The 21,835-nt window shown below is 70.5% G+C and carries 25 protein-coding genes; 15 read left to right on the top strand and 10 right to left on the bottom strand.

From position 1 onward, the window contains the following. Positions 1-28 precede the first annotated feature (28 nt). The 3 genes from AB0310_RS09465 to AB0310_RS09455 all read right to left on the bottom strand — a co-directional run bounded on the left by AB0310_RS09465 (position 29) and on the right by AB0310_RS09455 (position 1,580). On the bottom strand, positions 29-379 hold the full coding sequence (locus AB0310_RS09465; RefSeq protein ID WP_366237096.1) for a helix-turn-helix domain-containing protein: 351 nt from the start codon (positions 377-379) through the stop codon (positions 29-31). Between the two features lie 62 nt (positions 380-441). After that, positions 442-912: a MarR family winged helix-turn-helix transcriptional regulator gene (locus tag AB0310_RS09460; RefSeq protein WP_366237095.1), complete on the bottom strand. Its 471-nt coding sequence runs from the start codon at positions 910-912 to the stop codon at positions 442-444. Between the two features lie 17 nt (positions 913-929). Further along, entirely contained in the window at positions 930-1,580 is a 651-nt protein-coding gene (locus AB0310_RS09455) for a GTP cyclohydrolase II (protein ID WP_268776914.1), read from the bottom strand. A 115-nt stretch (positions 1,581-1,695) separates the two neighbouring features. Between AB0310_RS09455 and AB0310_RS09450 the strand changes: the two genes are divergently transcribed. Further along, positions 1,696-2,535: a sulfurtransferase gene (locus AB0310_RS09450; protein ID WP_187662705.1), complete on the top strand. Its 840-nt coding sequence runs from the start codon at positions 1,696-1,698 to the stop codon at positions 2,533-2,535. Here AB0310_RS09450 and AB0310_RS09445 read toward each other — a convergent pair. Continuing rightward, a complete protein-coding gene (locus AB0310_RS09445; RefSeq protein WP_268776915.1) occupies positions 2,523-3,449 on the bottom strand; it encodes a hypothetical protein in 927 nt (308 codons plus the stop codon). The two genes, AB0310_RS09450 and AB0310_RS09445, sit on opposite strands and share 13 nt — an antisense overlap. A 289-nt stretch (positions 3,450-3,738) precedes the next feature. On the opposite strand from AB0310_RS09445, the gene AB0310_RS09440 reads away from it, so the two are divergent. Genes AB0310_RS09440 through AB0310_RS09430 form a run of 3 tightly spaced genes read left to right on the top strand, consistent with a single transcriptional unit; the run spans position 3,739 to position 6,228 of the window. Further along, positions 3,739-4,389 (top strand): acyl-CoA synthetase, encoded by a 651-nt coding sequence (locus tag AB0310_RS09440; RefSeq protein ID WP_259952631.1) that lies wholly within the window; start codon positions 3,739-3,741, stop codon positions 4,387-4,389. Further along, positions 4,386-4,745, top strand: a complete 360-nt coding sequence (locus tag AB0310_RS09435; RefSeq protein WP_187662702.1) for a hypothetical protein — start codon at positions 4,386-4,388, stop codon at positions 4,743-4,745. The genes AB0310_RS09440 and AB0310_RS09435 overlap by 4 nt, the downstream gene beginning before the upstream one ends. 49 nt (positions 4,746-4,794) lie before the next feature. After that, entirely contained in the window at positions 4,795-6,228 is a 1,434-nt protein-coding gene (locus AB0310_RS09430; RefSeq protein WP_366237094.1) for an MFS transporter, read from the top strand. A gap of 10 nt (positions 6,229-6,238) precedes the next feature. On the opposite strand, the gene purB is transcribed toward AB0310_RS09430, so the two are convergent. Together purB and AB0310_RS09420 are read right to left on the bottom strand one after the other, a co-directional pair. Further along, complete coding sequence (gene purB / locus AB0310_RS09425) at positions 6,239-7,621, bottom strand: adenylosuccinate lyase (protein ID WP_259952724.1); 1,383 nt, start codon at positions 7,619-7,621, stop codon at positions 6,239-6,241. Positions 7,622-7,635: 14 nt separating this feature from the next. Continuing rightward, positions 7,636-8,157 (bottom strand): low molecular weight protein-tyrosine-phosphatase, encoded by a 522-nt coding sequence (locus tag AB0310_RS09420; RefSeq protein WP_187662700.1) that lies wholly within the window; start codon positions 8,155-8,157, stop codon positions 7,636-7,638. Between the two features lie 165 nt (positions 8,158-8,322). On the opposite strand from AB0310_RS09420, the gene AB0310_RS09415 reads away from it, so the two are divergent. Next, complete coding sequence (locus tag AB0310_RS09415; RefSeq protein ID WP_187662699.1) at positions 8,323-8,577, top strand: hypothetical protein; 255 nt, start codon at positions 8,323-8,325, stop codon at positions 8,575-8,577. After that, on the top strand, positions 8,574-9,869 hold the full coding sequence (locus AB0310_RS09410; RefSeq protein ID WP_366237093.1) for a hypothetical protein: 1,296 nt from the start codon (positions 8,574-8,576) through the stop codon (positions 9,867-9,869). The genes AB0310_RS09415 and AB0310_RS09410 overlap by 4 nt, the downstream gene beginning before the upstream one ends. A 35-nt stretch (positions 9,870-9,904) precedes the next feature. Here AB0310_RS09410 and AB0310_RS09405 read toward each other — a convergent pair whose 3' ends face one another. Genes AB0310_RS09405 through AB0310_RS09395 form a run of 3 tightly spaced genes read right to left on the bottom strand, consistent with a single transcriptional unit; the run spans position 9,905 to position 10,937 of the window. Continuing rightward, complete coding sequence (locus tag AB0310_RS09405; protein ID WP_187662697.1) at positions 9,905-10,309, bottom strand: phage holin family protein; 405 nt, start codon at positions 10,307-10,309, stop codon at positions 9,905-9,907. 34 nt (positions 10,310-10,343) lie between these two features. Continuing rightward, on the bottom strand, positions 10,344-10,727 hold the full coding sequence (locus AB0310_RS09400; protein WP_366237092.1) for a type II toxin-antitoxin system death-on-curing family toxin: 384 nt from the start codon (positions 10,725-10,727) through the stop codon (positions 10,344-10,346). Between the two features lie 3 nt (positions 10,728-10,730). After that, a complete protein-coding gene (locus AB0310_RS09395) occupies positions 10,731-10,937 on the bottom strand; it encodes a ribbon-helix-helix protein, CopG family (protein WP_101847995.1) in 207 nt (68 codons plus the stop codon). 67 nt (positions 10,938-11,004) lie between these two features. Between AB0310_RS09395 and AB0310_RS09390 the strand changes: the two genes are divergently transcribed. The 6 genes from AB0310_RS09390 (at position 11,005) to AB0310_RS09365 (ending at position 17,133) form a co-directional block, all read left to right on the top strand. Further along, positions 11,005-12,072 carry a histidinol-phosphate transaminase gene (locus AB0310_RS09390; protein WP_187662694.1) on the top strand — a complete coding sequence of 356 codons (1,068 nt, stop codon included), beginning with the start codon at positions 11,005-11,007 and terminating at the stop codon, positions 12,070-12,072. 105 nt (positions 12,073-12,177) lie between these two features. Then, positions 12,178-13,305 carry a thiamine pyrophosphate-dependent dehydrogenase E1 component subunit alpha gene (locus AB0310_RS09385; RefSeq protein ID WP_366237091.1) on the top strand — a complete coding sequence of 376 codons (1,128 nt, stop codon included), beginning with the start codon at positions 12,178-12,180 and terminating at the stop codon, positions 13,303-13,305. Beyond that, positions 13,302-14,282, top strand: coding sequence for an alpha-ketoacid dehydrogenase subunit beta (locus tag AB0310_RS09380; RefSeq protein WP_366237090.1), 981 nt, complete (start codon positions 13,302-13,304; stop codon positions 14,280-14,282). The genes AB0310_RS09385 and AB0310_RS09380 overlap by 4 nt, the downstream gene beginning before the upstream one ends. Positions 14,283-14,404: 122 nt before the next feature. After that, positions 14,405-15,769 (top strand): dihydrolipoamide acetyltransferase family protein, encoded by a 1,365-nt coding sequence (locus AB0310_RS09375; protein ID WP_268776921.1) that lies wholly within the window; start codon positions 14,405-14,407, stop codon positions 15,767-15,769. A gap of 51 nt (positions 15,770-15,820) precedes the next feature. Beyond that, positions 15,821-16,444 carry a flavin reductase family protein gene (locus AB0310_RS09370; RefSeq protein WP_366237089.1) on the top strand — a complete coding sequence of 208 codons (624 nt, stop codon included), beginning with the start codon at positions 15,821-15,823 and terminating at the stop codon, positions 16,442-16,444. Positions 16,445-16,461: 17 nt separating this feature from the next. After that, positions 16,462-17,133, top strand: coding sequence for an ArsR/SmtB family transcription factor (locus AB0310_RS09365; RefSeq protein ID WP_366237088.1), 672 nt, complete (start codon positions 16,462-16,464; stop codon positions 17,131-17,133). A 247-nt stretch (positions 17,134-17,380) separates the two neighbouring features. On the opposite strand, the gene AB0310_RS09360 is transcribed toward AB0310_RS09365, so the two are convergent. Continuing rightward, positions 17,381-18,595, bottom strand: a complete 1,215-nt coding sequence (locus AB0310_RS09360; RefSeq protein ID WP_366237087.1) for an ROK family protein — start codon at positions 18,593-18,595, stop codon at positions 17,381-17,383. A gap of 96 nt (positions 18,596-18,691) precedes the next feature. On the opposite strand from AB0310_RS09360, the gene AB0310_RS09355 reads away from it, so the two are divergent. Genes AB0310_RS09355 through AB0310_RS09345 form a run of 3 tightly spaced genes read left to right on the top strand, consistent with a single transcriptional unit; the run spans position 18,692 to position 21,806 of the window. Then, positions 18,692-20,017: an ABC transporter substrate-binding protein gene (locus AB0310_RS09355; RefSeq protein ID WP_259952563.1), complete on the top strand. Its 1,326-nt coding sequence runs from the start codon at positions 18,692-18,694 to the stop codon at positions 20,015-20,017. Continuing rightward, positions 20,014-20,928: a carbohydrate ABC transporter permease gene (locus AB0310_RS09350; RefSeq protein ID WP_101848001.1), complete on the top strand. Its 915-nt coding sequence runs from the start codon at positions 20,014-20,016 to the stop codon at positions 20,926-20,928. The genes AB0310_RS09355 and AB0310_RS09350 overlap by 4 nt, the downstream gene beginning before the upstream one ends. Further along, the gene (locus AB0310_RS09345; protein ID WP_366237086.1) at positions 20,928-21,806 is read left to right on the top strand and encodes a carbohydrate ABC transporter permease; all 879 of its coding nucleotides are present in this window, start codon (positions 20,928-20,930) and stop codon (positions 21,804-21,806) included. Before AB0310_RS09350 ends, AB0310_RS09345 begins: the two co-directional genes overlap by 1 nt. Positions 21,807-21,835: the final 29 nt, after the last annotated feature.

Here is a 21,835-nt window from a genome sequence, read left to right as displayed (position 1 = left end):
CGGACTCCGGTCGTGCAGGTGACAGGGGTCAGGCGGCCAGAGCGAAGGCGCCGCGGGAGGTCGACACCGCCGCCGCGGCGGGGGTGCCCTGACGAAGCTCCTCGGCGACCGCGCTCGTGAGCTCCACGAGGGAGGAGTCCAGCGCGCCGGCGATCGCGGCGATCATCTCGCTGGACGGCTCCTTCCGGCCGCGCTCGACCTCGGAGAGGTACTGCGGCGAGACGCCGGCCTTCTCCGCGGTCTCGCTGAGTGTCTCCCCGCGGTCATGGCGTCGCCGTCGCAGCTGATCGCCGAGCATCTCGCGCCACAGCGGTTCGGGTCCGTTGGACGGCGGACGGACGGGATGCGGGGCGCGGGGGAACGGGACGATGTCGGCCATGCCTCACGATAAGCCGCCGCCCGCGGGGCGATCGAGACGTTCTGCTCAGAGCAGAACGCGGCTCAGAGCGCGGCCGTGACGCCCGGCAGCAGCGCCCCCAGGATGTCCTGCAGCCGCTGCCGATCCTCCGCGGACAGCGGGTCGAGGATGAGCTCGCGGATCTGGGCCACGTGGACCGGTGCGGCCGCGCGGAGCATGTCCCGTCCGGCCGGGGTCAGCGTCGCGGAGAGGGTGCGCTTGTCCGTGCTGCACGAGGTCCGTTCCACCCACCCGCGCTCCTCCAGCGAGTCCAGGGCGTGGCTCAGGCGCGACCGGCTGAGTCCGGCGATGCGCGCGAGCTCGGTCATGGTGACGGCGTCCTCACCCTGGCCGGCGAGGGTGACGAGGATCGCGTAGCGGGCGTGGTTGAGCCCGACCTCGTCCTTCAGCGCCCGGTCGAGGACCTGCGGCAGCAGCTGGACGAACCGGATGATCGGCAGCCAGGTCGCGAGCTCGTCGTCGTCGAGCCGCCGCGGGTGCCGCGCCTCGTTCATGTCGTGCTCCTCGGAGGTCACGCCGCGGTCAGGTCGATCGTGTGGGCCGTGTGGTCGCGCTTCGCCTGGAGGTAGCGCGAGTTGGCTGCGGAGAGGTGCACCTCGGTGCGGACGCGCTCGGTGACCTGGATTCCGAGCCCGTCGAGCTGCGCGGCCTTGTCGGGGTTGTTGCTGAGCAGGCGGATGCGGTCCACGCCCAGCGCTCGCAGCATCTGGGCCGCCACCGTGTAGTCCCGCTCGTCCTCGCCGCGGCCGAGGGCCACGTTCGCCTCGTAGGTGTCGAGCCCGGCGTCCTGCAGCGCGTAGGCGTCGAGCTTGGCGTAGAGCCCGATGCCGCGGCCCTCCTGCCGCAGGTAGAGGAGGAAGCCGCCCTCCGCGGCGATCCGCTCCACGGCCTCCCGCAGCTGCGGTCCGCAGTCGCAGCGCTCCGAGCCGAACACGTCACCGGTGAGGCACTCGCTGTGCGGGCGGACGAGGGGCGCGACCCCGCCGTCGACGGCGCGATCGAGGGCGGCCTGCCAGTCGCCCAGGCCGAGCAGCAGGTGCTCGCGGCCGTCCACGAGTCCGTCGAAGGTCACGACGTCGGCCGTCGTGCCGAAGCCGTCCGCGAAGCGCAGGGGCACCCGCACGCGGGTGCGCTCCGCGGCGACCGTTGAAGTTTCAATCATGTGAGGGGAAACGCCGGAGACGCGCGGCTATTCCCGCAACCGTCGGGAGGCGATGACCGTGTCCGTCCGTGACGGAGGCAGACGGGGAGCGCCGCGCACTCGGTAGCCTCGCACCATGAGTCACTTCGTCACCGCGACCGAGCTCCACGACCTCCTCGAGAACGGCGCCCCGATCCGGGTCATCGACGTGCGCTGGCGCCTCGACCGCCCAGAGGCGGGCCCGGGCGACTATCGCTCCGGCCACATCCCCGGCGCGGTGTTCGCGTCGTTGGATCAGGAGCTCTCCACACCCGGGGCACCGACCGAGGGCCGCCATCCGCTCCCCTCGACGGAGACCCTGCAGGCGGCGGCCCGGCGATGGGGTGTGCGGCAGGGAGACACGGTCGTCGCCTACGACGACACCAAGGGACTCGCGGCGGCCCGGGCGTGGTGGCTGCTGCGGCAGGCAGGGGTCGACGTCCGGGTGCTCGACGGCGGGCTGCGCGCGTGGACCGCGGCCGGATACGACCTGGCGACCGACGACGTCGTGCCGGAGACCGGCGATGTCGTCCTCGCGGATCCGGGCCAGGACGCCCTCTCGATCGATGAGGCGGAGGCGTTCCCGGAGACCGGGGTGCTGCTCGACGTCCGCGCCCCGGAGCGCTACCGCGGCGAGACCGAGCCGCTCGACCCGATCGCCGGGCACATCCCCGGCGCCCGGAACCTCCCCACCACGCGGCACCTCGACGACAACGGGCGCATCCGCGACCGTGACACGGTGCTGGCGACGCTCGCCGAGGTCGGGGTCACCCCGGAGACGCCGGTGGCGGCCTACTGCGGGTCGGGAGTCACGGCGGCGCACACGGCTCTGGTGCTCCACGAGGTCGGCATCCCGGCGAAGGTCTTCCCCGGCTCCTGGAGCCAGTGGTCGAACACCCCGGGGCGGCCGGTCGCGACGGGGGATCAGCCGGGCTGATCGCCTCCGCGAGGACCGTACCCCCAGCGCAGACCGAGGGCGCCGGGGCCGAACGCCCGACGGACCTGATGCACCGACGTGCCCCGAGGTCGGGGGAGCGCGGTGACGACGGTGCCTCCGGCGGTCTCGACGAGCTCGTCGCACCAGTCCGGGACGGCATCCGGGTGGAAGCGCGTCCACACCAGGACCTCCCGGGCCTGGCGGGACAGGGCGTGTCCGGTCTCGCGATCCGACGGGTGGCCCGGCTCGTACTGCACCGACCACTCGAGCACCGCGGTGTCCGGGGCTGCGAGCGGGACGTCGAGTTCGATCAGCGCACCGTGCGCCTCGCCGTTCGGGTGGGAGTAGCGCGCGGTGACCCGTCCGCCGGCCACGGCCGTGAGCCGCGGCGGAGGCCCGGGCACGCCGGGGGTGAGGTCGAGGACGGGGATGGCGGTGATCACGCCGCTCGTCGACTGCACGATGCTGCGGGTGAGGCAGGAGGACACCTCGCCGTCGGCGTCGACGTCCGTGACGGAATGGACGGTGAGCTCCCGCGACGGGTCCGGGTACGTGGCGCCGAGGGCGGCGTAGACCTCGCGGACGGCCCGTTCCATGTCGACCTGCTCCAGCGGGAACCCCTGCGGTCCCAGGGGTCCTGTGCGGTGCGGACGGAGGAGACGGCTCAACGCCCCGGATTCGAGGCACAGCAGGTCCTCGATGTCGGCGAGGGCGGCGAGGGACTGCGGTCCTTCCGGGCGACGGGCCCCCGAGCGCCAGTAGCTCAGCGTGGCCATCGAGACGCGGTTGCCCCGGTCGCGGAGCTGCCGCTGCAACCACGACAGCGTCACCGGTCTCGCATTGATCGCATCGCGCAGTGCCGCGGCGAACGCGTCCGGCGTCGCCGCTCTCCTCTCGCCGTCCCCAAAACCCATCACAGCCCCCGCCCGGTATGTGAAGAACACACCTCTACAGTGAGCATAAGACCGCACGCGCGCACCTCAGGGGACCAGGTGGGCATGTGGGTCACGGGGCTGCGATGTCGCGGGGAGGGTGCCCGACCCGGCGACAGCGGCCCGACGCAGTGATGCCCCCCTTGCTGCGTATGTCGTGAAGCCCGGCAATCGATCTGGGGAGATCCGCCGGGCTTCACGAGCATCCCCGGGCGCGTGCGGCTCGCGGCCCCGCGTAGACTGGGGGGAAACCCCGGAGGATCTGGCCGTTATGTCTGCCCCTGCTCGCGCGTTCACCATGCGCCACGTGCAATTGCTGCGCGCGTTGTTCGCGGCCGTCGCCGCCCTGATGATCACCTTCTCCTCGGATCACTCCGCCGCGGTCGGTCTCGCCGTCTTCAGCGGCTTCGCGCTGGTCACCGCCCTCGTGCACATCCTCGCGGCCTGGCTCGTCCTCCCCACGGGGTCGCGCTGGGCGGCGATCCTCCTCGCGGTCGTCAGCGTCATCGCGGGTATGGCGAGCGGTGTGCCCGCGTGGCGCACGGACGACATGTTCTTCATCGTCCTCATCACCTGGGGTGTGCTCAGCGGTGGCCTCGAGCTGCTCGCCGGCATCCGGGCCCGCCGCGCCGGGGGAGCGCTCGCCACCGACGCGATCACCGTCGGGGCTCTCGGCCTGCTCCTCGCCGTCGTCCTGCTGCTGATCCCCTCGGGCTTCGTCCAGGAGTACACGATCGAGAAGGCGGGCACGTTCCAGCTGTCCGGCATCATCCTCGGCGTGGGGATGTTCGGAGGGTATGCGGCCATCGTCGCCGTCTTCCTCGGCATCGCCGGCCTCACCCCGAAGCGTGCGGACGCCGATGACGTCGCTCCCGCCCCCGAGAACGATGCGGCTCCTGTGGAGCACGGAGGAGAGCGATGAGCGACGACAAGCCCACCCGACGGGACATCCTGCGTCCCCTCCACCTGCTCGGCATCGCCCTGGGCTGCGGCGTGTTCGCCATGGTGGTCACTCTCGTCTCCACCGGCGCGTTCACCCTCCGCGTGAACACGGCCATCGCGAACGGCACCTACGAGGGTCTCACCCCCGTGGCGTTGAGCCTCGTCGTGGGTGGCGGCGCCTTCATCGCGACGCTCCTGATCCTCGCGATGCTGATGCTCGCGATCGACCCCGCCGACGTCACCAAGACCATCGACCGTCCCGTGCTCTACGACGCGGAGGACGACGGCAAGGGTGACGGCACCACCGACGAGCCGGGACGCCCCGCCTCGACCTGATCCGTCATACGGGCGGAATATCGGTGAGGTCCTTCCGCTTGTCCCTGGAGTGACTGCCTCCGTCGACCGCGCCTCCATCGGACTCCGGTCGGAGCGCGGACCCATCCTCGGCGCGCTCATGCTCGCCACCGGCCTCATCGCGATCGACGCGACCATCCTCGCGACCGCTGTCCCGAGCATCGTGCGCGACCTCGGCAGCTATCAGCAGTTCCCGTGGCTGTTCTCCGTGTACCTCCTGGCGCAGGCCGTCAGCGTGCCCATCTACTCCCGCTTCGCGGACACGGTGGGCCGCAAGCCGATCATCCTGCTCGGCATCGCCCTGTTCCTGCTCGGATCGATCCTCTGCGGGTTCGCCTGGAGCATGCCGGCGCTGATCGTGTTCCGCATCATCCAGGGCATCGGCGCCGGTGCCGTCGCGCCGATGTCGATGACCATCGTCGGCGACATCTACACGGTCGCCGAACGCGCCAAGGTGCAGGGATACGTCGCGAGCGTCTGGGCCATCTCCTCGGTCGTGGGCCCGGCGCTCGGCGGGATCTTCGCGCAGCTCGACGCCTGGCGATGGATCTTCTGGATCAACGTCCCGCTGTGTCTGATCGCCGGGTGGATGCTGCTGCGCACCTACCGGGAGCAGAAGCAGACGCAGAAGCACAGCATCGACTACGGCGGAGCGGTGCTGCTCACGATCGGGTTGACCGCGCTCATCCTCGGCATGCTGGAGGGTGGGAACGCGTGGGCCTGGCTGTCGGTGCCGAGCGCCCTCTGCTTCGGTATCGGGGTGGTCGCGCTGGTGGCCTTCGGGTTCGTCGAGCGCCGGGTCGCGGAGCCGATCGTCGATCTGCGCCTCGTCACACGTCGGCTCATCCTCACGACGACCATCGTGTCGCTCGGCATCGGGGCGTTGATGCTCGGGGTGACGAGCTTCGCCCCCGCCTACCTCGAGGGGTCCATCGGCATCGCTCCGCTGCTGTCAGGTCTCGCGGTGGCTGCTCTGACCCTCGGCTGGCCGCTCGCCGCCGCGAACGCCGGCCGGCTGTACCTGCGCATCGGCTTCCGCCGCACCACCCTGATCGGCATGAGCATCACCACGGTCGCCGCCGTCGCGCTCGCCGCCGTCGCCTCCTGGCCGAACCCGTTCGTCGTCGCCGGCATCGCGTTCCTCCTCGGCTTCGGGCTCGGGTGGAGTGCCGCGCCGACCCTCATCGCCGCTCAGGCGTCGGTCGGCTGGGGCGAGCGCGGAGCGGTGACCGGGATGAACGCGTTCGCACGGTCCGCGGGAAGCGCCGTGGGGGTGGCGGTGTTCGGGGCGATCTCCAACGCCGTCATCGCGCAGGGCGCGGGACCCGACGACCCCGACACGATCATCCACGCGTCGGTGTGGGTGTTCGTCGCGTTCGCCGTGACCGCCGTGCTCACCCTGATCGCCGCCGCGTTCATGCCGAAGGACAGCGTCGAGGAGCACGCCGGGGAGTCCGGCTCCTAGCTCCCCGGGCTCAGCGGGCGAGGCGCTCCGCGATACCGGTGTAGGTCGCGGGGGTCAGCGCGAGCAGCCGCTGCTTGGCCGCGTCGCCGATCTCCAGGCCCTGCACGAACTCGGCGAGGTCGTCGGCGCCCACCCGGTGTCCGCGCGTGAGCTCCTTGAGGAGCGCATACGGGTCCTGGATGCTCGACCGGCCGGCGACGACCTCGGCACGGATCACCGTCTGGATCGCCTCGGCCAGCACCTCCCAGTTCACGTCGAGGTCGGCGAGCAACACGTCGCGCGACAGCGAGATCGCGTTCAGGCCGCGGCGCAGGTTGTCGAGCGCGAGCAGCGAGTGCCCGAATGCGACGCCGATGTTGCGCTGCGTGGTGGAGTCGGTGAGGTCGCGCTGCAGGCGGCTCGTGACGAGGGTCTGGCCGAGCGAGGCGAGCAGAGCGCCCGAGATCTCCAGGTTGGCCTCGGCGTTCTCGAAGCGGATCGGGTTGATCTTGTGCGGCATCGTCGACGAGCCGGTGGCCCCGGCGACCGGGATCTGCGCGAAGTAGCCGAGCGAGATGTAGGTCCAGATGTCCGTCGCCAGGTTGTGCAGGATACCGCCGGCGTGACGCACGCGGTCGTACAGCTCCACCTGCCAGTCGTGCGACTCGATCTGCGTCGTCAGCGGGTTGAACCCGAGACCGAGCCCTTCGATGTACTCGCGGGCGATGGTCGGCCAGTCGGCGTCCGGGTCGGCCGCGAGGTGAGCGGACCAGGTGCCGGTCGCTCCGGAGAACTTCGCGAGGTACTCGGAGCCGGCGATCTGGCTGCGCACGCGCTCGAGGCGCCAGGCGAAGACCGCGAGCTCCTTGCCCATGGTCGAGGGCGTGGCGGGCTGCCCGTGCGTGCGGGAGAGCATGGCGGCGTCGGCGTGCTCGACGGCGAGCTCCCGCAGCTTCGCGATCACGGTGTCGAGAGCCGGGAGCCAGACCTCCTCGACGGCGCGCTTGACGGTGAGCGCGTAGGACGCGGAGTTGATGTCCTCGCTCGTCGCCGCGAAGTGCGTCAGCTCGGCGATGTGGTCGAGGCCGAGCGTGGCGAGCCGGTCGCGCACGAGGTACTCGATGGCCTTCACGTCGTGCTGCGTGACGGCCTCCTTCTCGGCGAGCCAGTCGATCTCGGCCTGCCCGAAGTCGCGGTAGAGCGCGCGCAGGCGCTCCTTGTCGTCGCCCGACAGGGGGCTCGTCTCGAACAGCGAGCGGTCGGTGAGGGCGATCAGCCATTCCACCTCCACCTCGACCCTGGCGCGGTTGAGTCCGGCCTCGGAGAGGAAGTCGGCGAGCCCGGTGACGGCGCCGCGATAGCGGCCGTCGAGGGGGCTGAGGGGCTGCGGCGGGAGCGAAGGCTGGAAAGTCAGGGGAATCCTCCTGATCAGGCCCCGAAGGTTCGGGGCGTGCGGGGCAGGCGCAGGGCGGGTTCGAGCTGGCGGAACAAGCCGCGAGTCGCCGTCTCGATCATACCGAGCACCGAATCGAACATCTCCGGGCCCGCGTAGTAGGGGTCGGGGACATCGTGGGTCGAGGCGTCGGGATCGAAGGCGAGGAGGAGGGTCACCTTGCCGTCCTCGTCCTCGTCTCTGGCCCATTCGCGGAGGATGCGCTCGTGCGTGCGGTCCAGGGCCACCACGAGGTCGTTCTCGGCGAAGGACGCGGCGGTGAACTGGCGGGCGCGGTGCAGCGAGCCGTCGTAGCCGCGACGGGCGAGCGCATCGATGGTGCGGTGATCGGCGCGCTCCCCGAGATGCCAGTCCCCGGTGCCCGCGCTGCGGGAGACGATCCGGGAACCGAGACCCTGCCGTTCCGCGAGGTCCCGGAACACGGCCTCCGCCATGGGGGAGCGGCAGATGTTGCCGGTGCAGACGAAGATCACGCGGAAGGGATCTCGGGCTGTCACGGATCCATTCTGCCGGTCGATGCGGTTCCTGCACAGCGCCGCCCGGATCGCGACCCGCCTTCGACTCTCCTGCACCGTGGTGTGTGGGCGACGACTGTCCACGGTCCGTGCCCGTGTGAGGCGCATCCGGAGCCGGGGAACGAAGGGCGGGGAAAGGGTGGATCCATGTCGTCCTTCCCTCTCACCGCCCTCTCTCCCGGTGTCGACCCCGCGCTGCGCGCCGCAGTGCTGTCCGAGCTGGATGCGGCCGGGGAGCGACTCGACGAGGCGGCGTCCGTGCTGACGGCCCTGCGTGATGCGTGCTCCTGGGAATCCGAGGGGGTCGAGGCGCTGCGGATGGCGCTCTGGCGGCTGTCCGAGGACGCGGCGCCGGTGCGCGCCATGATGCAGCAGTGCCGCAGGGAGGCGGAAGCGGCATGAGCGGGCTCAGCATCGACCACGGCGGCGCGATCGCCGTGGACACCGCGCAGCTTCGCGACCTCGCGGTACGGGTGCGGGGCGTCGTCCCGGTGTTGGCGGAGGTGGCCGATGCCGTGGCGCGCGCCGAGGCGCTGCTCGCCACGGCGGCGTGGACGGAGCTGGCCCCCGCGGCCTGGTCGCTGCGGTCCGTGGCGACGTCGCTGGACGGGCTGACGGCCCGCGTCGAGAAGACGGCCGCCGATCTCGTCCTGATGGCCGAGGCGTACGAGGTCGTCGAGCTGCGCGCGCGGGCGGAGGCGCTGGCGCACACCGACGCGGCCGCCGCCGCCGCGGTGGAGGCGCGCCTGGCGCGGCTCCTCGCCTCGGACGGGAGTGTGGGAACGCTCGCGGACACTCTGGAGCGGACCGCGGATGCCCGGAGGTTCCGCGGCCTCGACGACCAGTACGACGCCGCCGGTCTGCTCCCACCGGTCTTCCTGGGCGGTGCGTTCGTAGGGGTGACGTCGGGACTCGGGCGCGTCCGACCGGGAATGGCACTCGGCGCGACGGCCGATCCGGTACGCGTCTCCGTGGCCTCCCGCTCGCGGCCGACCGGCGCACCGAGCGGACTGGCGAGTGCGCTCCGCCGACTGCCCTCCGCCTCCGGGGCGCAGGTGGCGATCGAGAAGTACACGATGCCCGGTGAGGCGCCGCGATACGTCGCCTACCTCGCCGGCAGCCGCTCGATGTCGCTCCGCACGGCCGGCGGGACGGAACCGTGGGACATGAAGTCGAACATCGAGCTCTACACCGGGGGCCGGTCCGCGTCGTATCAGGCGACCTTCGACGCCCTGGCCGCGGCCGGTGCGAGGCCCGGGGATCGGGTGGATGTGGTCGCGCACTCGCAGGGTGGGATGATCGCGGCGCACCTGGCCATGGAGAGCCCGTTCGCGGTCACGACTCAGATCACCGCTGGAAGCCCCGTGGAGCCGACGCTCTCCGCCGATCACACCCTGGTGCAGCTTCGGCACACCGACGACGTGGTGTCCGCGCTCGCCGCGGGAGGGGCGAGGGAGGGCACAGGCTCGGCCGACAGCTTCACCGCGAGCCGGGTGGGCGACCCCGACGCCGGTCAGCAGGACCTCGCGCTCGAGACGCACTCCCTGGAGAACTATGTCGAGACCGCGGCGATGGTGGATGCCTCCGCCGACCCGCGGGCGGAGGCTCTCGACGCCTACTGGGCGGACCTGGACCGCGCCGTCACCGTCGACCGCACCGAGTACCGCGCGGAGCGTGTGCTCCCCGATCCGTGAGCCGCATGCGGCGTCGGCAGACGTCGGTGGACGGGTCAGTCGCGGCGGGAGCGCTTGTTCTGCGGGCGCAGGATGAAGCCGAAGATGCCGTTGATGATCGAGATGATCAGGGCGGCGAGAACACCCCACCAGAACGACTCGACCGTCAGGCCCCATCCGAAGCTGCTGGTGATCCAGGCGGTCAGCCAGAGCAGGAAGCCGTTGATGAGGAAGCCGATGAGGCCGAACGTGATGATGTACAGCGGGAAGGCGACGATCTTCACGACCGTGCCGATGATGGTGTTCACCAGCGCGAAGAGGGCTCCGACCGCGAGGAGCGTCAGGACGAGCTGCAGCGTCTCGCCCGGCGGGAAGGCGCGCACCGTGACCTGGAGCACGGGGATGAGCGTGACGACCCAGATGGCGAACGCGTTGACGACGACCCGGATGATGAAGCGCATGATGTGTTCAGTCTCCCACGCGGGGCTCGCGGTGTCAGCCGCGGTCGTCCACCGGACGGATGTGGGCGGCGAGGACCTTGGAGATCTCCCCGAGATCCATCCGGCTCTGCGCGACATCGATCACGAACTCGAAGGCTTCGTCGTTCGTAAAGGTGAGGTCGTAGCCGTTCAGCCGGATAAAGATGAAGGTGAGATAGAGCGCCGTGCGCTTGTTCCCGTCGAACAGTGCGTGATTCTGGGCGACGGAGCTCATCAGGGCGGCCGCCTTCTCCGCGAAGGTCGGATACGCATCGACGCCGAACATCCCGGCGGCAGGTCGCGCCAGAGCGGAGAAGAGCAGTCCCTCGTCGCGCACATGCAGGCCGAGCTTCGCGATCAGCGCGAGGGCCTGCTCGGGCTCGATGTACTCGGTGGTCATCGATCAGGCGTCCTCGAGGCGCGTGATGGCGTCGCCGTAGCGTTCGGTCACCTCGTCCGCGAGCGCCAGGACTCGATCGGTCTTGGACTCGCTGTTCGCGAACCGGGTGGCCGCCTCGATGATCACGGCGTGCTTGGAGACGTGCCGGGCTCGTGCGATGTCTTCCAGCCGTGCATCGAGTTCCGCAGGGAGTCGCACCGTCATAGCCATACCAGAATGGTATCACCGCACCCTCGGCCTCGAAAGGGTGGCGGGACACACGTCCTAGACTCGACGCGTGACCGAGCCGACCCTGCCCCGCATCCGTCCCGCCATCGCCTCCCTCGCGCCGTACCGCCAGGGCAAGCAGGCCGGTCCCGAGGCCTTCAAGCTCTCCAGCAACGAGAATCCGTTCGATCCGCTGCCCTCGGTCGTCGAGGCGCTGCAGCACACGACGCCGATCAACCGCTATCCCGATGCCACGGCCGGCCGCCTGCGTGCGCGGCTCGGAGCCCGCTACGGGGTCGAGCCCGAGCAGGTCCACGTCGCCTCCGGCAGCGTCGCGATCCTGCATCAGCTCGTTCTCGCCACCGCGTCGGTCGGCGACGAGGTCGTCTACGCCTGGCGGTCGTTCGAGGCGTACCCGAGCCTGCCGCTCGTCGCCGGGGCGACCGGGGTGCAGGTGCCGCTGACCGCCGACTCCCGTCACGACCTCGATGCGATGGCCGACGCCGTGACCGACCGCACGCGCGCGATCATCGTCTGCACGCCGAACAACCCGACCGGCCCGATCATCACCTCTGCCGAGTTCGCTGCGTTCGTGGATCGCGTGCCCTCTGACGTGCTCATCATCCTCGACGAGGCCTACGCGGAGTTCGTCACCGCCCCCGACGCCGTCGACGGCCTGGCCGAGCGCGTCTTCGAGGCGCACCCGAACGTGGTCGTCCTCCGCACGTTCTCCAAGGCCTACGGTCTGGCCGGGCTCCGGGTCGGCTACGCGATCGGCCACGAGAAGGTGCTCGACGCGGCGCGGACGACCGGCATCCCGCTGTCGGTGACATCCGCGGCCGAGAACGCCGCCATCGCGAGCCTCGACGCCGAAGCCGAGCTCCTCGAGCGCGTCGCCGTGATCGTCGAACGCCGCGCCCGTCTCGTCGAGGGGCTCCGCGCGCAGGGCTGGGAGGTGCCGGACGCCCAGGGCAACTTCGTCTGGCTGCCGACCGGCGCGCGTACGGACGAGGTCGCGGCGGCGTTCGTCGACGCCGACCTGATCGTGCGCCCTTTCTCCGGCGACGGCATCCGGATCTCCGTCGGCGAGGAGGCGGCCGTCACCCGTGTGCTGGAGGTCGCCGCAACCCTCCGCTGAGCGCGACGCCGCCCGGCGAACCGCGGAATCTCGGGGTTCCGGGGAGATGCGAGGGCGTCCTAGGTATGCGTGACCCGGCATGCCGTCGCGGGTAGCGTGGGGGCCGTGAGCACCTCTGAGACCCCCCTCGTGCGCGTCCTGGACGAGACCGGAAAGGTCGCCCCGACGCCGGCCGCGGAGCAGTACCTGCCGCTCATCGAGGCCATCCCCGACGACCAGCTCGCGCAGTTCTACCGCGACATGGTGGGCATCCGCGCGATCGACACCCAGGCCACCAACCTGCAGCGCCAGGGCCAGCTCGCCCTGTGGCCGCCGAGCCGCGGACAGGAGGCGGCGCAGGTCGGCTCCGGTCGGGCCGCCCGCGCGCAGGACACGATCTTCCCCTCGTACCGCGAGCACGCCGTCACCCGGATCCGCGGCGTGGACCCGGTCGACATCATCAAGCTCATGCGGGGCGTCTCCCACGGCGGCTGGGACCCGACCGACCCGAAGAACGGCAACACCCGCCTCTACACGCTCGTGCTCGGCTCCCAGGTGCTGCACGCCGCCGGCTATGCCATGGGTCTCACCTTCGACGGCCGCACCGGCACCGGTGACCCCGAGCGCGACGAGGCGGTCGTCGTGTACTACGGCGACGGGGCCTCCAGTCAGGGCGATGTGCATGAGGCGATGGTGTTCGCGGCCAGCTACCGGGCCCCGACGCTGTTCTTCCTGCAGAACAACCACTGGGCCATCTCGGTCCCCGTCACCACGCAGTCCCGGGTGCCGCTCGTGCAGCGCAGCGCCGGGTACGGCATCCCCAGCGTCCGCGTGGACGGCAACGACGTCCTCGCCAGCTACGCGGTGTCCCGCGTGGCCCTCGACGAGGCGCGCGGCGGCGGCGGCCCTCGCGCCATCGAGGCCGTGACCTACCGGCTCGGCGCGCACACGACCAGCGACGACCCCACGAAGTACCGCGGCGACGACGAGGAGCTCGCGTGGGCCGGGCGCGACCCGATCGTCCGGATGCGCGCGTTCCTGGAGAACCGCGGCGCCGAGGAGGGCTTCTTCGCCGAGGTCGACGCCGAGGCCGTCGACGCCGCGGAAGACCTCCGCGCCCGCACCGTGCAGCTCGGGCCGCCCCGCGCCGACCTCATGTTCGACCACGTGTACAGCGAGCCGCATCCGCTGATCGAGGAGCAGAAAGCCTGGCGCGCCCGCTACGAGGCGTCGTTCGAAGGAGAGGGCCAATGACCCGGGAGACCATGCCGCTGGGCAAGGCGCTGAACGCCGGAATGCGCAAGGCGATGAAGGACGACCCGAAGGTCCTCCTCATGGGCGAGGACATCGGCAAGCTCGGCGGCGTGTTCCGCATCACCGAGCACCTGCAGGGCGACTTCGGGGAGCAGCGTGTGCTGGACACCCCGCTCGCGGAGTCGGCCCTGGTCGGCACCGCGATCGGCCTCGCGATGGCCGGGTTCCGTCCCGTCGTCGAGATCCAGTTCGACGGCTTCGTCTTCCCCGCGTTCGACCAGATCACCACCCAGCTCGCCAAGCTCACCAACCGGCACGAGGGGTCGCTGCGGCTGCCCGTCGTGATCCGCATCCCGTACGGCGGGCACATCGGGGCGGTCGAGCACCACCAGGAGAGCCCGGAGGCGTACTTCACGCACACCCCCGGTCTGCGCGTGGTGTCGCCGTCCACCGCGAACGACGCCTACTGGATGATCCAGGAGGCCATCGCGTCGGACGACCCGGTGATCTTCCTGGAGCCGAAGAGCCGGTACTGGCCGAAGGGCGAGGTCGAGCTCGACGCTCCCGCCGTCCCGCTGCACTCCTCGCGGGTGGTGCGGACCGGGACGGACGTGACCCTCGTCGGACACGGCGCCATGGTGACGACGCTGCTCCAGGCCGCCGCCCTCGCCGAGTCCGAGGGCACGAGCTGCGAGGTCGTCGACGTGCGCTCGCTGTCGCCGGTGGACTACGAGCCGATCCTCGGGTCGGTACGCAAGACGGGCCGCATGGTCTACGCGCAGGAGGCTCCGGGATTCACGAGCCTCGGCAGCGAGATCGCCGCGACCGTCATGGAGCGCGCGTTCTACGCCCTCGAGGCTCCGGTGCTGCGCGTCTCCGGCTACGACACCCCGTTCCCGCCCGCGAAGCTCGAGGGCGCGTACCTGCCGGACGCCGATCGCATCCTCGAAGCCGTCGACCGCTCCCTGGCCTACTGACACCGACGTTCCATGTTCACAACTCAGGACAACCGCCTCCTTCACCCGTCCAGCGCGGGCGCAGGGGGGCGCACCGGTTCGAGTCTCCTGAGTTATGAACGCGGCCCACGAAAGGACTCCGCATGAGCACGCAGAACTTCCCCCTTCCGGACGTCGGCGAAGGGCTGACCGAGGCCGAGATCGTCGCGTGGAAGGTGGCGCCGGGTGACCGGGTCGCCATCAATGACGTCATCTGCGAGATCGAGACCGCGAAGTCCCTGGTCGAGCTGCCCTCCCCGCACGCGGGCGTGGTCGGCGAGCTGCTCGTCGACGAGGGGGCGACGGTCGAGGTCGGCACCCCGATCATCACCTTCGTGACCGACCCTGCGGCGGGCTCGGGGAACGGTTCGGTGGCGCCCGGCACCGTCGCGACGGCGGAGGCGCCCGCGCCCGAGGAGGGCGGCGGGTCGGTGCTCGTCGGCTACGGCTCCGGAAGCGGCGCGACCTCGCGGCGCAAGCGCCCGGCCGAGCGCCCCGTGCGGTCGTCGGTCGGCGTGATCGCGAAGCCGCCGATCCGCAAGCTCGCCCGCGACCTCGGCGTCGACCTCACGAGCGTGACGCCCACGGGTGCCGACGGCGAGGTCACCCGCGACGACGTCATGAAGCACGCCTCGCAGGCGAGCGTCTTCCGCAACATCGAGACCCCGGAGTGGGGGAGCGTGCGCGAGGAGACGGTGCCCGCGCCGCAGGCCCCGTCCGGCCTGGCTCGCGGCCTCGCACCGGTGCGCCCGTCGGCGGCCGGCGACGACCGTACCGAGTCCATCCCCGTGAAGGGCGTGCGCAAGGCGACGTCGTCGGCGATGGTGCAGAGCGCGTACTCCGCCCCGCACGTGACGGTGTGGAAGGAGATCGACGCCACCCGCACGATGGAACTCGTCAAGCGCCTCAAGGCCTCGCCGGACTACGCCGACATCAAGGTCTCGCCGCTGCTCATCATGGCTCGCGCGGTGATCTGGGCGGTGCGCCGGACGCCGATGGTCAACGCGGCCTGGATCGACACCGAGGCCGGGGCCGAGATCGCCGTGCGCCACTACGTGAACCTCGGCATCGCCGCCGCCACGCCCCGGGGTCTGCTCGTGCCGAACATCAAGGACGCCCAGGACCTCAGCATGAAGGATCTCGCCCGCGCCCTGAACCGGCTCACGCTGACAGCGCGCGAGGGCAAGACCCCGCCGGCCGATCAGCAGAACGGCACGATCACCATCACGAACATCGGCGTGTTCGGGATGGACGCGGGCACTCCGATCATCAACCCGGGCGAGGCCGGCATCGTCGCCATGGGCACGATCAGCCAGAAGCCCTGGGTCGTCGACGGCGAGGTGCGCCCGCGCTGGGTGACCACGGTCGCCGGCTCGTTCGACCACCGCGTGATCGACGGCGACGGCATGAGCCGCTTCATCGCCGACGTCGCCTCCATCCTCGAGGAGCCCGCGCTCCTGGTGGACTGAGCAGGCTACGGTTCGGCGCGGCCCGAACGATCGGGTGGCGAGAATGGACGGATGAGAACCACGCGGAGCGTCGACCTGCCGGTGTTGTACTTCGGGACTCCTGTCGCGCTGATCACCACCGTCAACCCCGACGGGTCGTCGAACATCAGCCCGATCTCGTCCGCATGGGCGCTGGGGACGCGGTACATGCTCGGGCTCGGTGCCGAGGGGCAGGCGGCCGCGAACATCGGACGGGTCAGGGACCTCGTCATCAACCTCCCCTCCGCCGACCTCGTGCACGCCGTGGAGGCGATCGCGCCGACCACCGGTCGCTCGCCGGTTCCCGCCGAGAAGGTTCCCGCGTACCGGCATGAGCCGGACAAATGGAGTCTCGGGGGCTTCACCCCTGTGCCGTCGGAGGCGGTGATCCCGTTCCGGATCGCGGAATGCCCGGTGCAGATCGAAGCGCGCGTGGCCCAGATCACCCCGATCGACGGCGGCGACGCGCTGGCGGTCGAAGCCGAGGTCCTGCAGGTCCACGTGCACGAGGACATCTTGAAGGCGTACGGACCCGACCGCATCGACACGGACAAGTGGGACCCTCTGTCCTACGCCTTCCGCCATTACTTCGCCCAGGGGCCTCGGGTCGGCTCCAACTTCCGCGCGCCGCTCCTCGACGACCCCGTCGTGGCGTGATCGTCGATCCCTCGTCCGTGTCCCAGCTGGGACACGCGCTCAGCAGCCCGACCCGGGTGCAGATGTGTCTGGCGCTCCTCGACGGCCGGGCATGGACGGCCGGCGAGCTCGCGCGTGCCGCTGGGGTGTCGAGGTCGACGGCGTCGGAGCATCTGACGACGCTCCTCGACGTCCGGCTCGTCGCGCTCCGCCGACAGGGGCGGCACTCCTATGTCACGCTCGCGTCCCCCGATGCCGCGCACATCATCGAGGCCGCGACGGCGTACGCCGGGAAGGCGGCTCCGGTCTCGAGCCTCCGTTCGGCGACGGCGCGAGACGGCATGGCCCTGGCCCGCACCTGCTACGACCACCTCGCCGGTCGCCTGGGGGTCGCCCTCTTCGACGCCCTCGTCGAGCGGGGGCACCTCACGCCGGACCTGACGGTGACCGCGACGGGGCGCGACCTGTTCGAGAGCATCGCGGGGCCGGACGCGTTGGTGCCGTCGTCTCGTCGTCCTCTTGTGCGGAGCTGCCTCGACTGGACGGAACGGCGCTCGCATCTCTCGGGTCACCTCGGCGCCGTCCTCCTCCGCGCCGCGCGCGACCGAGGCTGGATCCACCCTCAGCAGACCTCGCGTGCCGTGATGGTCTCTCCCGCCGGCGCGGCCGCCTTCCACACTCTCTTCGGTATTCCGCCGACACTGTCCTGACCGCGATCGGCATCCGCGTCCCACGACACAGGCGTTCGCGCGGGAACAGGCTCTGGAATGGGGGAGAGCCTGAACTCCCGCGTTCGCCTGAGTTCGCGCGGGGGCCTGTTCTCGCGACAGGCTGGCGGGACAGGCGTTCGCGCGGGAACAGGCTGCCAGGGGCGAGAGAGCCTGAACTCGCGCGCTTGCCTGTTCTCGCGAGAGAGGGCGGGTCGCGAGGGGAGGGGGCGGCTGACGCAAGAGGGGGTCAGGCGGTGAGACGCTGTTCCGCGAGGCGGGGGACGGCACGCTCCCTGGCAGCCCTCCGGGCGGTCGCGATCGCGCCGGCCGACACGACCTCCGCGCCGAGTGTGGAGGCGAGGATCTCGGGTGCGGGCAGGTGCAGCTCGTCCGGGAGGATCCGGCGGGCGGCGGCCAGCACAGGCTCGATGCTCTCCGCCACGGCCCCGCAGACGATCACGCGGGCCGGGTCGTACATGCTGCCGAGCACCCCGACGACGCGGGCGAGAGTGGCCCCCACGCGCTCGGCGACGCGCAGGGCGTCGGCGTCTCCGGAGGCGGCGAGGGTCAGCACCAGCCGCGGATCGACCGGCCCGTCCGCCACGAGCCGTCCGAGGATTCCGTCTGCGGCAGCGCCCCCTTCCTCGACGGCGCTCCGAGCCTGCTCCTCCACGGCGTGCCGGAGGCCCACCGCCGAGCCGACACCGATGATGTGATCGAACACCACGCCCTCGCCGACGCCGCCGTGGGCGCCATGCAGCACGTGCCCGTCGACGACGACGCCGCCGCCGAAGCGCTCACTGGCGAGCAGGGCCACGTAGTCGCGGCAGTCGACGGCCACCCCGAGCGTCCCCTCGGCGATCGCGGCGAGCTGGGCGTCGTTCTTCACCTCGACCACCGGGGCCCAGTCGCGCAGGGCCTCCGCGAGCCCGGGGTTCGTGCGCTCCCAGAAGCCGTCGGGGTGCGGGGGCGAGATGCCGTCGCGGTTGACGGGGGCGGCGACGCCGGCGCACACCGCGAGCACGCGCTCCGCGGGCACCCCGGCCTCGTCGCGCGCGGCGGTGAGGTGCCGCAGGATCGTCGCCCGGCGGTCCTCGACGCTCTGTGCGGGGTCGACCTCCACGCGATGGTGCACGAGCGTGCGATCGAGCAGATCCGCGACGGTGACGGCGAGATGGGTGTCGCCGGCGTCGATGCCCATCACCACGCCGAGGTCTGCCGCGAGGGCGAAGCGGCGCGCGGGGCGCCCGGAGCGGTAATCGCCGATGGCGCGGGCGTTGGGCAGCTCGCGCAGCACCTCCGCGGTGACGAGGGTGTCGATCGCGTCGATGGTGGTCGAGCGCGTGAGCGAGGTGCCGGCCATGGCCTCGGTGGCGGTGAACTCGCCGGCCGTCCAGGCGAAGTCGAGCACCGCGCTCACACTCGCGCGGCCGGTGCCGAGTCCCGTCGAGACCTCTGTCACTCCCCTTGACCTTCCTGTCGCCCAGATGAGACAGTACCTCTAGACGGACTAAATTCGCTCACTAGATTTATTCCGCGGATCTACGAAAGGACGACGGTGTCTGCCACACGATCACGGGCGGTGCGCTGGACCGCCGGAGCGCTCGGCCTCGTGCTGACCGGCGCGGCGCTCACGAGCTGTGCCGCCGGCGGGGGAGCGGAGACGATCCGCTTCACGTTCAGCAAGCGCGAGGCCATCCCGTTCATGACGGAGCTCGTCGCGGAGTACAACGCGTCGCAGGACGACGTCCGGGTGGAGATCGACACCTCCGGCGTCGACGTCGTCTCGGCGAGCTTCGTCCGCGGGAACCCGCCCGACATCATGCTCGCCAACTACAACTACGAGGTCGCCCGGTTCGTGCAGCGGTGCGCGCTCACCGACCTCTCCGACACGGAGGCCGCCGCCGGCATCCGTGAGGACCTGCAGCCATTGATGGACCAGTACGGCTCCTGCGAGGGGCGCACCAGCGCCCTGCCGTACTCGGTCATGGCCGCCTCGGTCATCTACAACACGCAGATCTTCGCGGAGCAGGGCCTCGAGGTGCCGCAGACCTGGGACGAGCTCCTCGCCGTCAGCGACAGCCTCCGCGAGGCCGGGATCGACCCGTTCTACGCCACGTTCAAGGACGACTGGACCGTCGCGCAGGGCTGGTACGACTACGCGGCCGGTGGCTCGCTGGACGTGCTGGCTTTCTTCGACGCGCTCGCCGCCGAGGGCACAGAGGTGGGCCCGGACTCGGAGGTCTCCTTCGAGAAGGACTTCGCGGAACCGATGGACCGGATGATGGTGCTCGCGAACGAGTACACGAACGAGGATGCGGCGAGCCGGGCGTACGGAGACGGCAACCTCGCCTTCGCGAAGGGGGAGGCCGCGATGTACCTCCAGGGGCCGTGGGCGTTCAGCGAGATCGCCAAGACCGACCCCGACCTCGACCTCGGCACCTTCCCGCTGCCCATGACCGACGATCCGGGCGACCTCGCCGTCCGGGTGAACATGGACCTCGCGGTCATGATCCCCGAGGAGTCGCAGCACCAGGAGGCCGCGCGCGACTTCCTGGAGTACCTCTACCTCCCGGAGAACATCGAGGAGTACAACGCCTCGCAGCTCGGGTTCACCCCGACGACGGACGCGGCACCGCCGGACGACCCGCGTATCGAGGGCATGATCGAGTACTACGACGAGGGGCGGATCTACCAGGGCCCCTCGGTCCTCGTCCCGAAGACGCTGCCGATGAACAACTACGCGCAGGCCATGGTGCTCGGCGCCGACCCGTCCTCCATCCTCCGCACCATGGACGCGGACTGGGCCCGCATCGCCTTCCGCGCCCCGATCCCGAGTTCCGAGGATTCCGCATCGGGCGAGACAGAGGAGTCCGCGCCATGAGCACCAGCACGACCGCCATCGTCACCGGCGAGCAGCGGAAGATCCGCCGCCACACGCGCCGCGTCGAGCCGATCTACTACCTGTTCCTGCTGCCGACCCTGGTGATCTTCACGCTCGCGATCACCGTTCCCGGCGTCATCGGCATCTTCTTCAGCTTCACCGACTCGATCGGCATCGGCGAATGGAGCTTCAACGGGCTGACGAACTACATCGCGCTGTTCAGCGACCCGGCGATCCTGCAGAGCTATCTCTTCACCTTCGGGTTCTCGATCGCGACAGTGATCGTCGTCAACGTCATCGCGTTCCTGCTGGCGGTCGGCCTCACCTCCCGCATCCGGTTCAAGACGGGGCTGCGGACGATCTTCGTGATCCCGATGGTGATCTCGGGCATCATCATCGCCTACGTCTTCAACTTCCTGTTCTCGAACTCGATCCCCGCGGCGGGCGCGGCCACCGGCATCCCGTGGCTGGAGACGAGCCTGCTCGCCAACCCCGACCTCGCCTGGGTCGCGATCGTGATCGTCACCGCCTGGCAGGCGGTCCCCGGCACGCTCCTCATCTATATCGCCGGACTCCTGTCGGTGCCGGGCGAGGTGTACGAGGCGGCGAGCATCGACGGCGCCAGCCGCACGCAGCAGCTGACCCGCATCACGATCCCCCTCGTCGCCGGATACGTCGTCATCAACGTGATCCTCGGCTTCAAGGGCTTCCTCAACGCCTACGACATCATCGTCGGCCTCACCAACGGCGGCCCGGGCACCGCCACCCGCAGCGTCGCGATGACGATCATCGCGGGCTTCAACGGCGGCGACTACGCCTACCAGATGGCCAACGCCACGATCTTCTTCATCGTGGCCGTGCTCATCTCCGTCCTCCAGCTCTCGCTGACCCGCGGAAGGAACACGTTCTGATGTCGACGGAGACCCTCACCACCATCCCCGCGGACGGACGCCGGAAGCGGCAGAAGATGGAGCGCGTCAACTGGTCGGGCACCATCATCCTGATCCTGTGCACGGCGACGATCCTCATCCCGCTGTACGTGACGATCTCGATGGCGTTCAAGACCACCGGGCAGGCGGTCGACGGCAACGCGTTCTCGCTGCCGGCGCCGTTCAGCATCGACGGCTTCGTGCAAGCGTGGACGCTGACGAAGTTCCCGGTCGGCGCCGCGATCTCGCTGCTCGTCACGGCAGGGACGGTCATCGCGACGATCGTCCTCGCGGCCTTCGCGTCGTACGCGATCGTGCGCAACTGGGACCGCCGGCTGTTCCGGTACTCCTTCTTCTACCTGCTGGCGGCGATGTTCATCCCGTTCCCCGTCGTGGCACTTCCGCAGATCCAGCTCACCGGACGCGTCGGCCTCGACAACCCGTTCGGCGTGATCATCCTCGCCACGATGTTCCAGCTCAGCTTCAGCGTGCTGCTGTTCACGGCCTTCCTGCGCTCGATCCCGATCGAGCTGGAGGAGAGCGCGCGGATCGACGGCGCCACGACCTGGCAGACGTTCTGGCGGCTCATCTTCCCGCTGCTCGCGCCGATGAGCGCCACGGTCGGCATCTTCGCCTTCCTCTACGCCTGGAACGACTTCATGATGCCGTCGCTGATCATCTCCGACCCGGCGCTGCAGACGCTCCCGGTGCGGCAGAACCTCTTCCAGAACCAGTTCAGCAACAACTACAACGTCGCCTTCGCCTCGTACCTGATGGCCATGGCGCCCGCGATCGTCGCCTATCTCTTCACTCAGCGCTGGGTGATGGAGGGTGTCGCGCAGGGTGCCGTCAAGGGCTGACCCGACCCCCGCAAGAAACAAGGAGAGCC

The organism is Microbacterium meiriae (genome assembly GCF_040702565.1).
GTDB lineage: Bacteria > Actinomycetota > Actinomycetes > Actinomycetales > Microbacteriaceae > Microbacterium > Microbacterium meiriae.
Note: the sequence above shows the minus strand (reverse complement) of the source record. Positions and strands in the feature narration are given on the sequence as shown.

What these genes read in the sequence shown, in the direction of transcription:
- AB0310_RS09465 (WP_366237096.1), bottom strand. Translation starts at nt 379, where the DNA reads ATGGCCGACATCGTCCCGTTCCCCCGCGCCCCGCATCCCGTCCGTCCG.
- AB0310_RS09460 (WP_366237095.1), bottom strand. Translation starts at nt 912, where the DNA reads ATGAACGAGGCGCGGCACCCGCGGCGGCTCGACGACGACGAGCTCGCG.
- AB0310_RS09455 (WP_268776914.1), bottom strand. Translation starts at nt 1,580, where the DNA reads ATGATTGAAACTTCAACGGTCGCCGCGGAGCGCACCCGCGTGCGGGTG.
- AB0310_RS09450 (WP_187662705.1), top strand. Translation starts at nt 1,696, where the DNA reads ATGAGTCACTTCGTCACCGCGACCGAGCTCCACGACCTCCTCGAGAAC.
- AB0310_RS09445 (WP_268776915.1), bottom strand. Translation starts at nt 3,449, where the DNA reads ATGGGTTTTGGGGACGGCGAGAGGAGAGCGGCGACGCCGGACGCGTTC.
- AB0310_RS09440 (WP_259952631.1), top strand. Translation starts at nt 3,739, where the DNA reads ATGTCTGCCCCTGCTCGCGCGTTCACCATGCGCCACGTGCAATTGCTG.
- AB0310_RS09435 (WP_187662702.1), top strand. Translation starts at nt 4,386, where the DNA reads ATGAGCGACGACAAGCCCACCCGACGGGACATCCTGCGTCCCCTCCAC.
- AB0310_RS09415 (WP_187662699.1), top strand. Translation starts at nt 8,323, where the DNA reads ATGTCGTCCTTCCCTCTCACCGCCCTCTCTCCCGGTGTCGACCCCGCG.
- AB0310_RS09410 (WP_366237093.1), top strand. Translation starts at nt 8,574, where the DNA reads ATGAGCGGGCTCAGCATCGACCACGGCGGCGCGATCGCCGTGGACACC.
- AB0310_RS09405 (WP_187662697.1), bottom strand. Translation starts at nt 10,309, where the DNA reads ATGCGCTTCATCATCCGGGTCGTCGTCAACGCGTTCGCCATCTGGGTC.
- AB0310_RS09400 (WP_366237092.1), bottom strand. Translation starts at nt 10,727, where the DNA reads ATGACCACCGAGTACATCGAGCCCGAGCAGGCCCTCGCGCTGATCGCG.
- AB0310_RS09395 (WP_101847995.1), bottom strand. Translation starts at nt 10,937, where the DNA reads ATGGCTATGACGGTGCGACTCCCTGCGGAACTCGATGCACGGCTGGAA.
- AB0310_RS09380 (WP_366237090.1), top strand. Translation starts at nt 13,302, where the DNA reads ATGACCCGGGAGACCATGCCGCTGGGCAAGGCGCTGAACGCCGGAATG.
- AB0310_RS09375 (WP_268776921.1), top strand. Translation starts at nt 14,405, where the DNA reads ATGAGCACGCAGAACTTCCCCCTTCCGGACGTCGGCGAAGGGCTGACC.
- AB0310_RS09370 (WP_366237089.1), top strand. Translation starts at nt 15,821, where the DNA reads ATGAGAACCACGCGGAGCGTCGACCTGCCGGTGTTGTACTTCGGGACT.
- AB0310_RS09350 (WP_101848001.1), top strand. Translation starts at nt 20,014, where the DNA reads ATGAGCACCAGCACGACCGCCATCGTCACCGGCGAGCAGCGGAAGATC.
- AB0310_RS09345 (WP_366237086.1), top strand. Translation starts at nt 20,928, where the DNA reads ATGTCGACGGAGACCCTCACCACCATCCCCGCGGACGGACGCCGGAAG.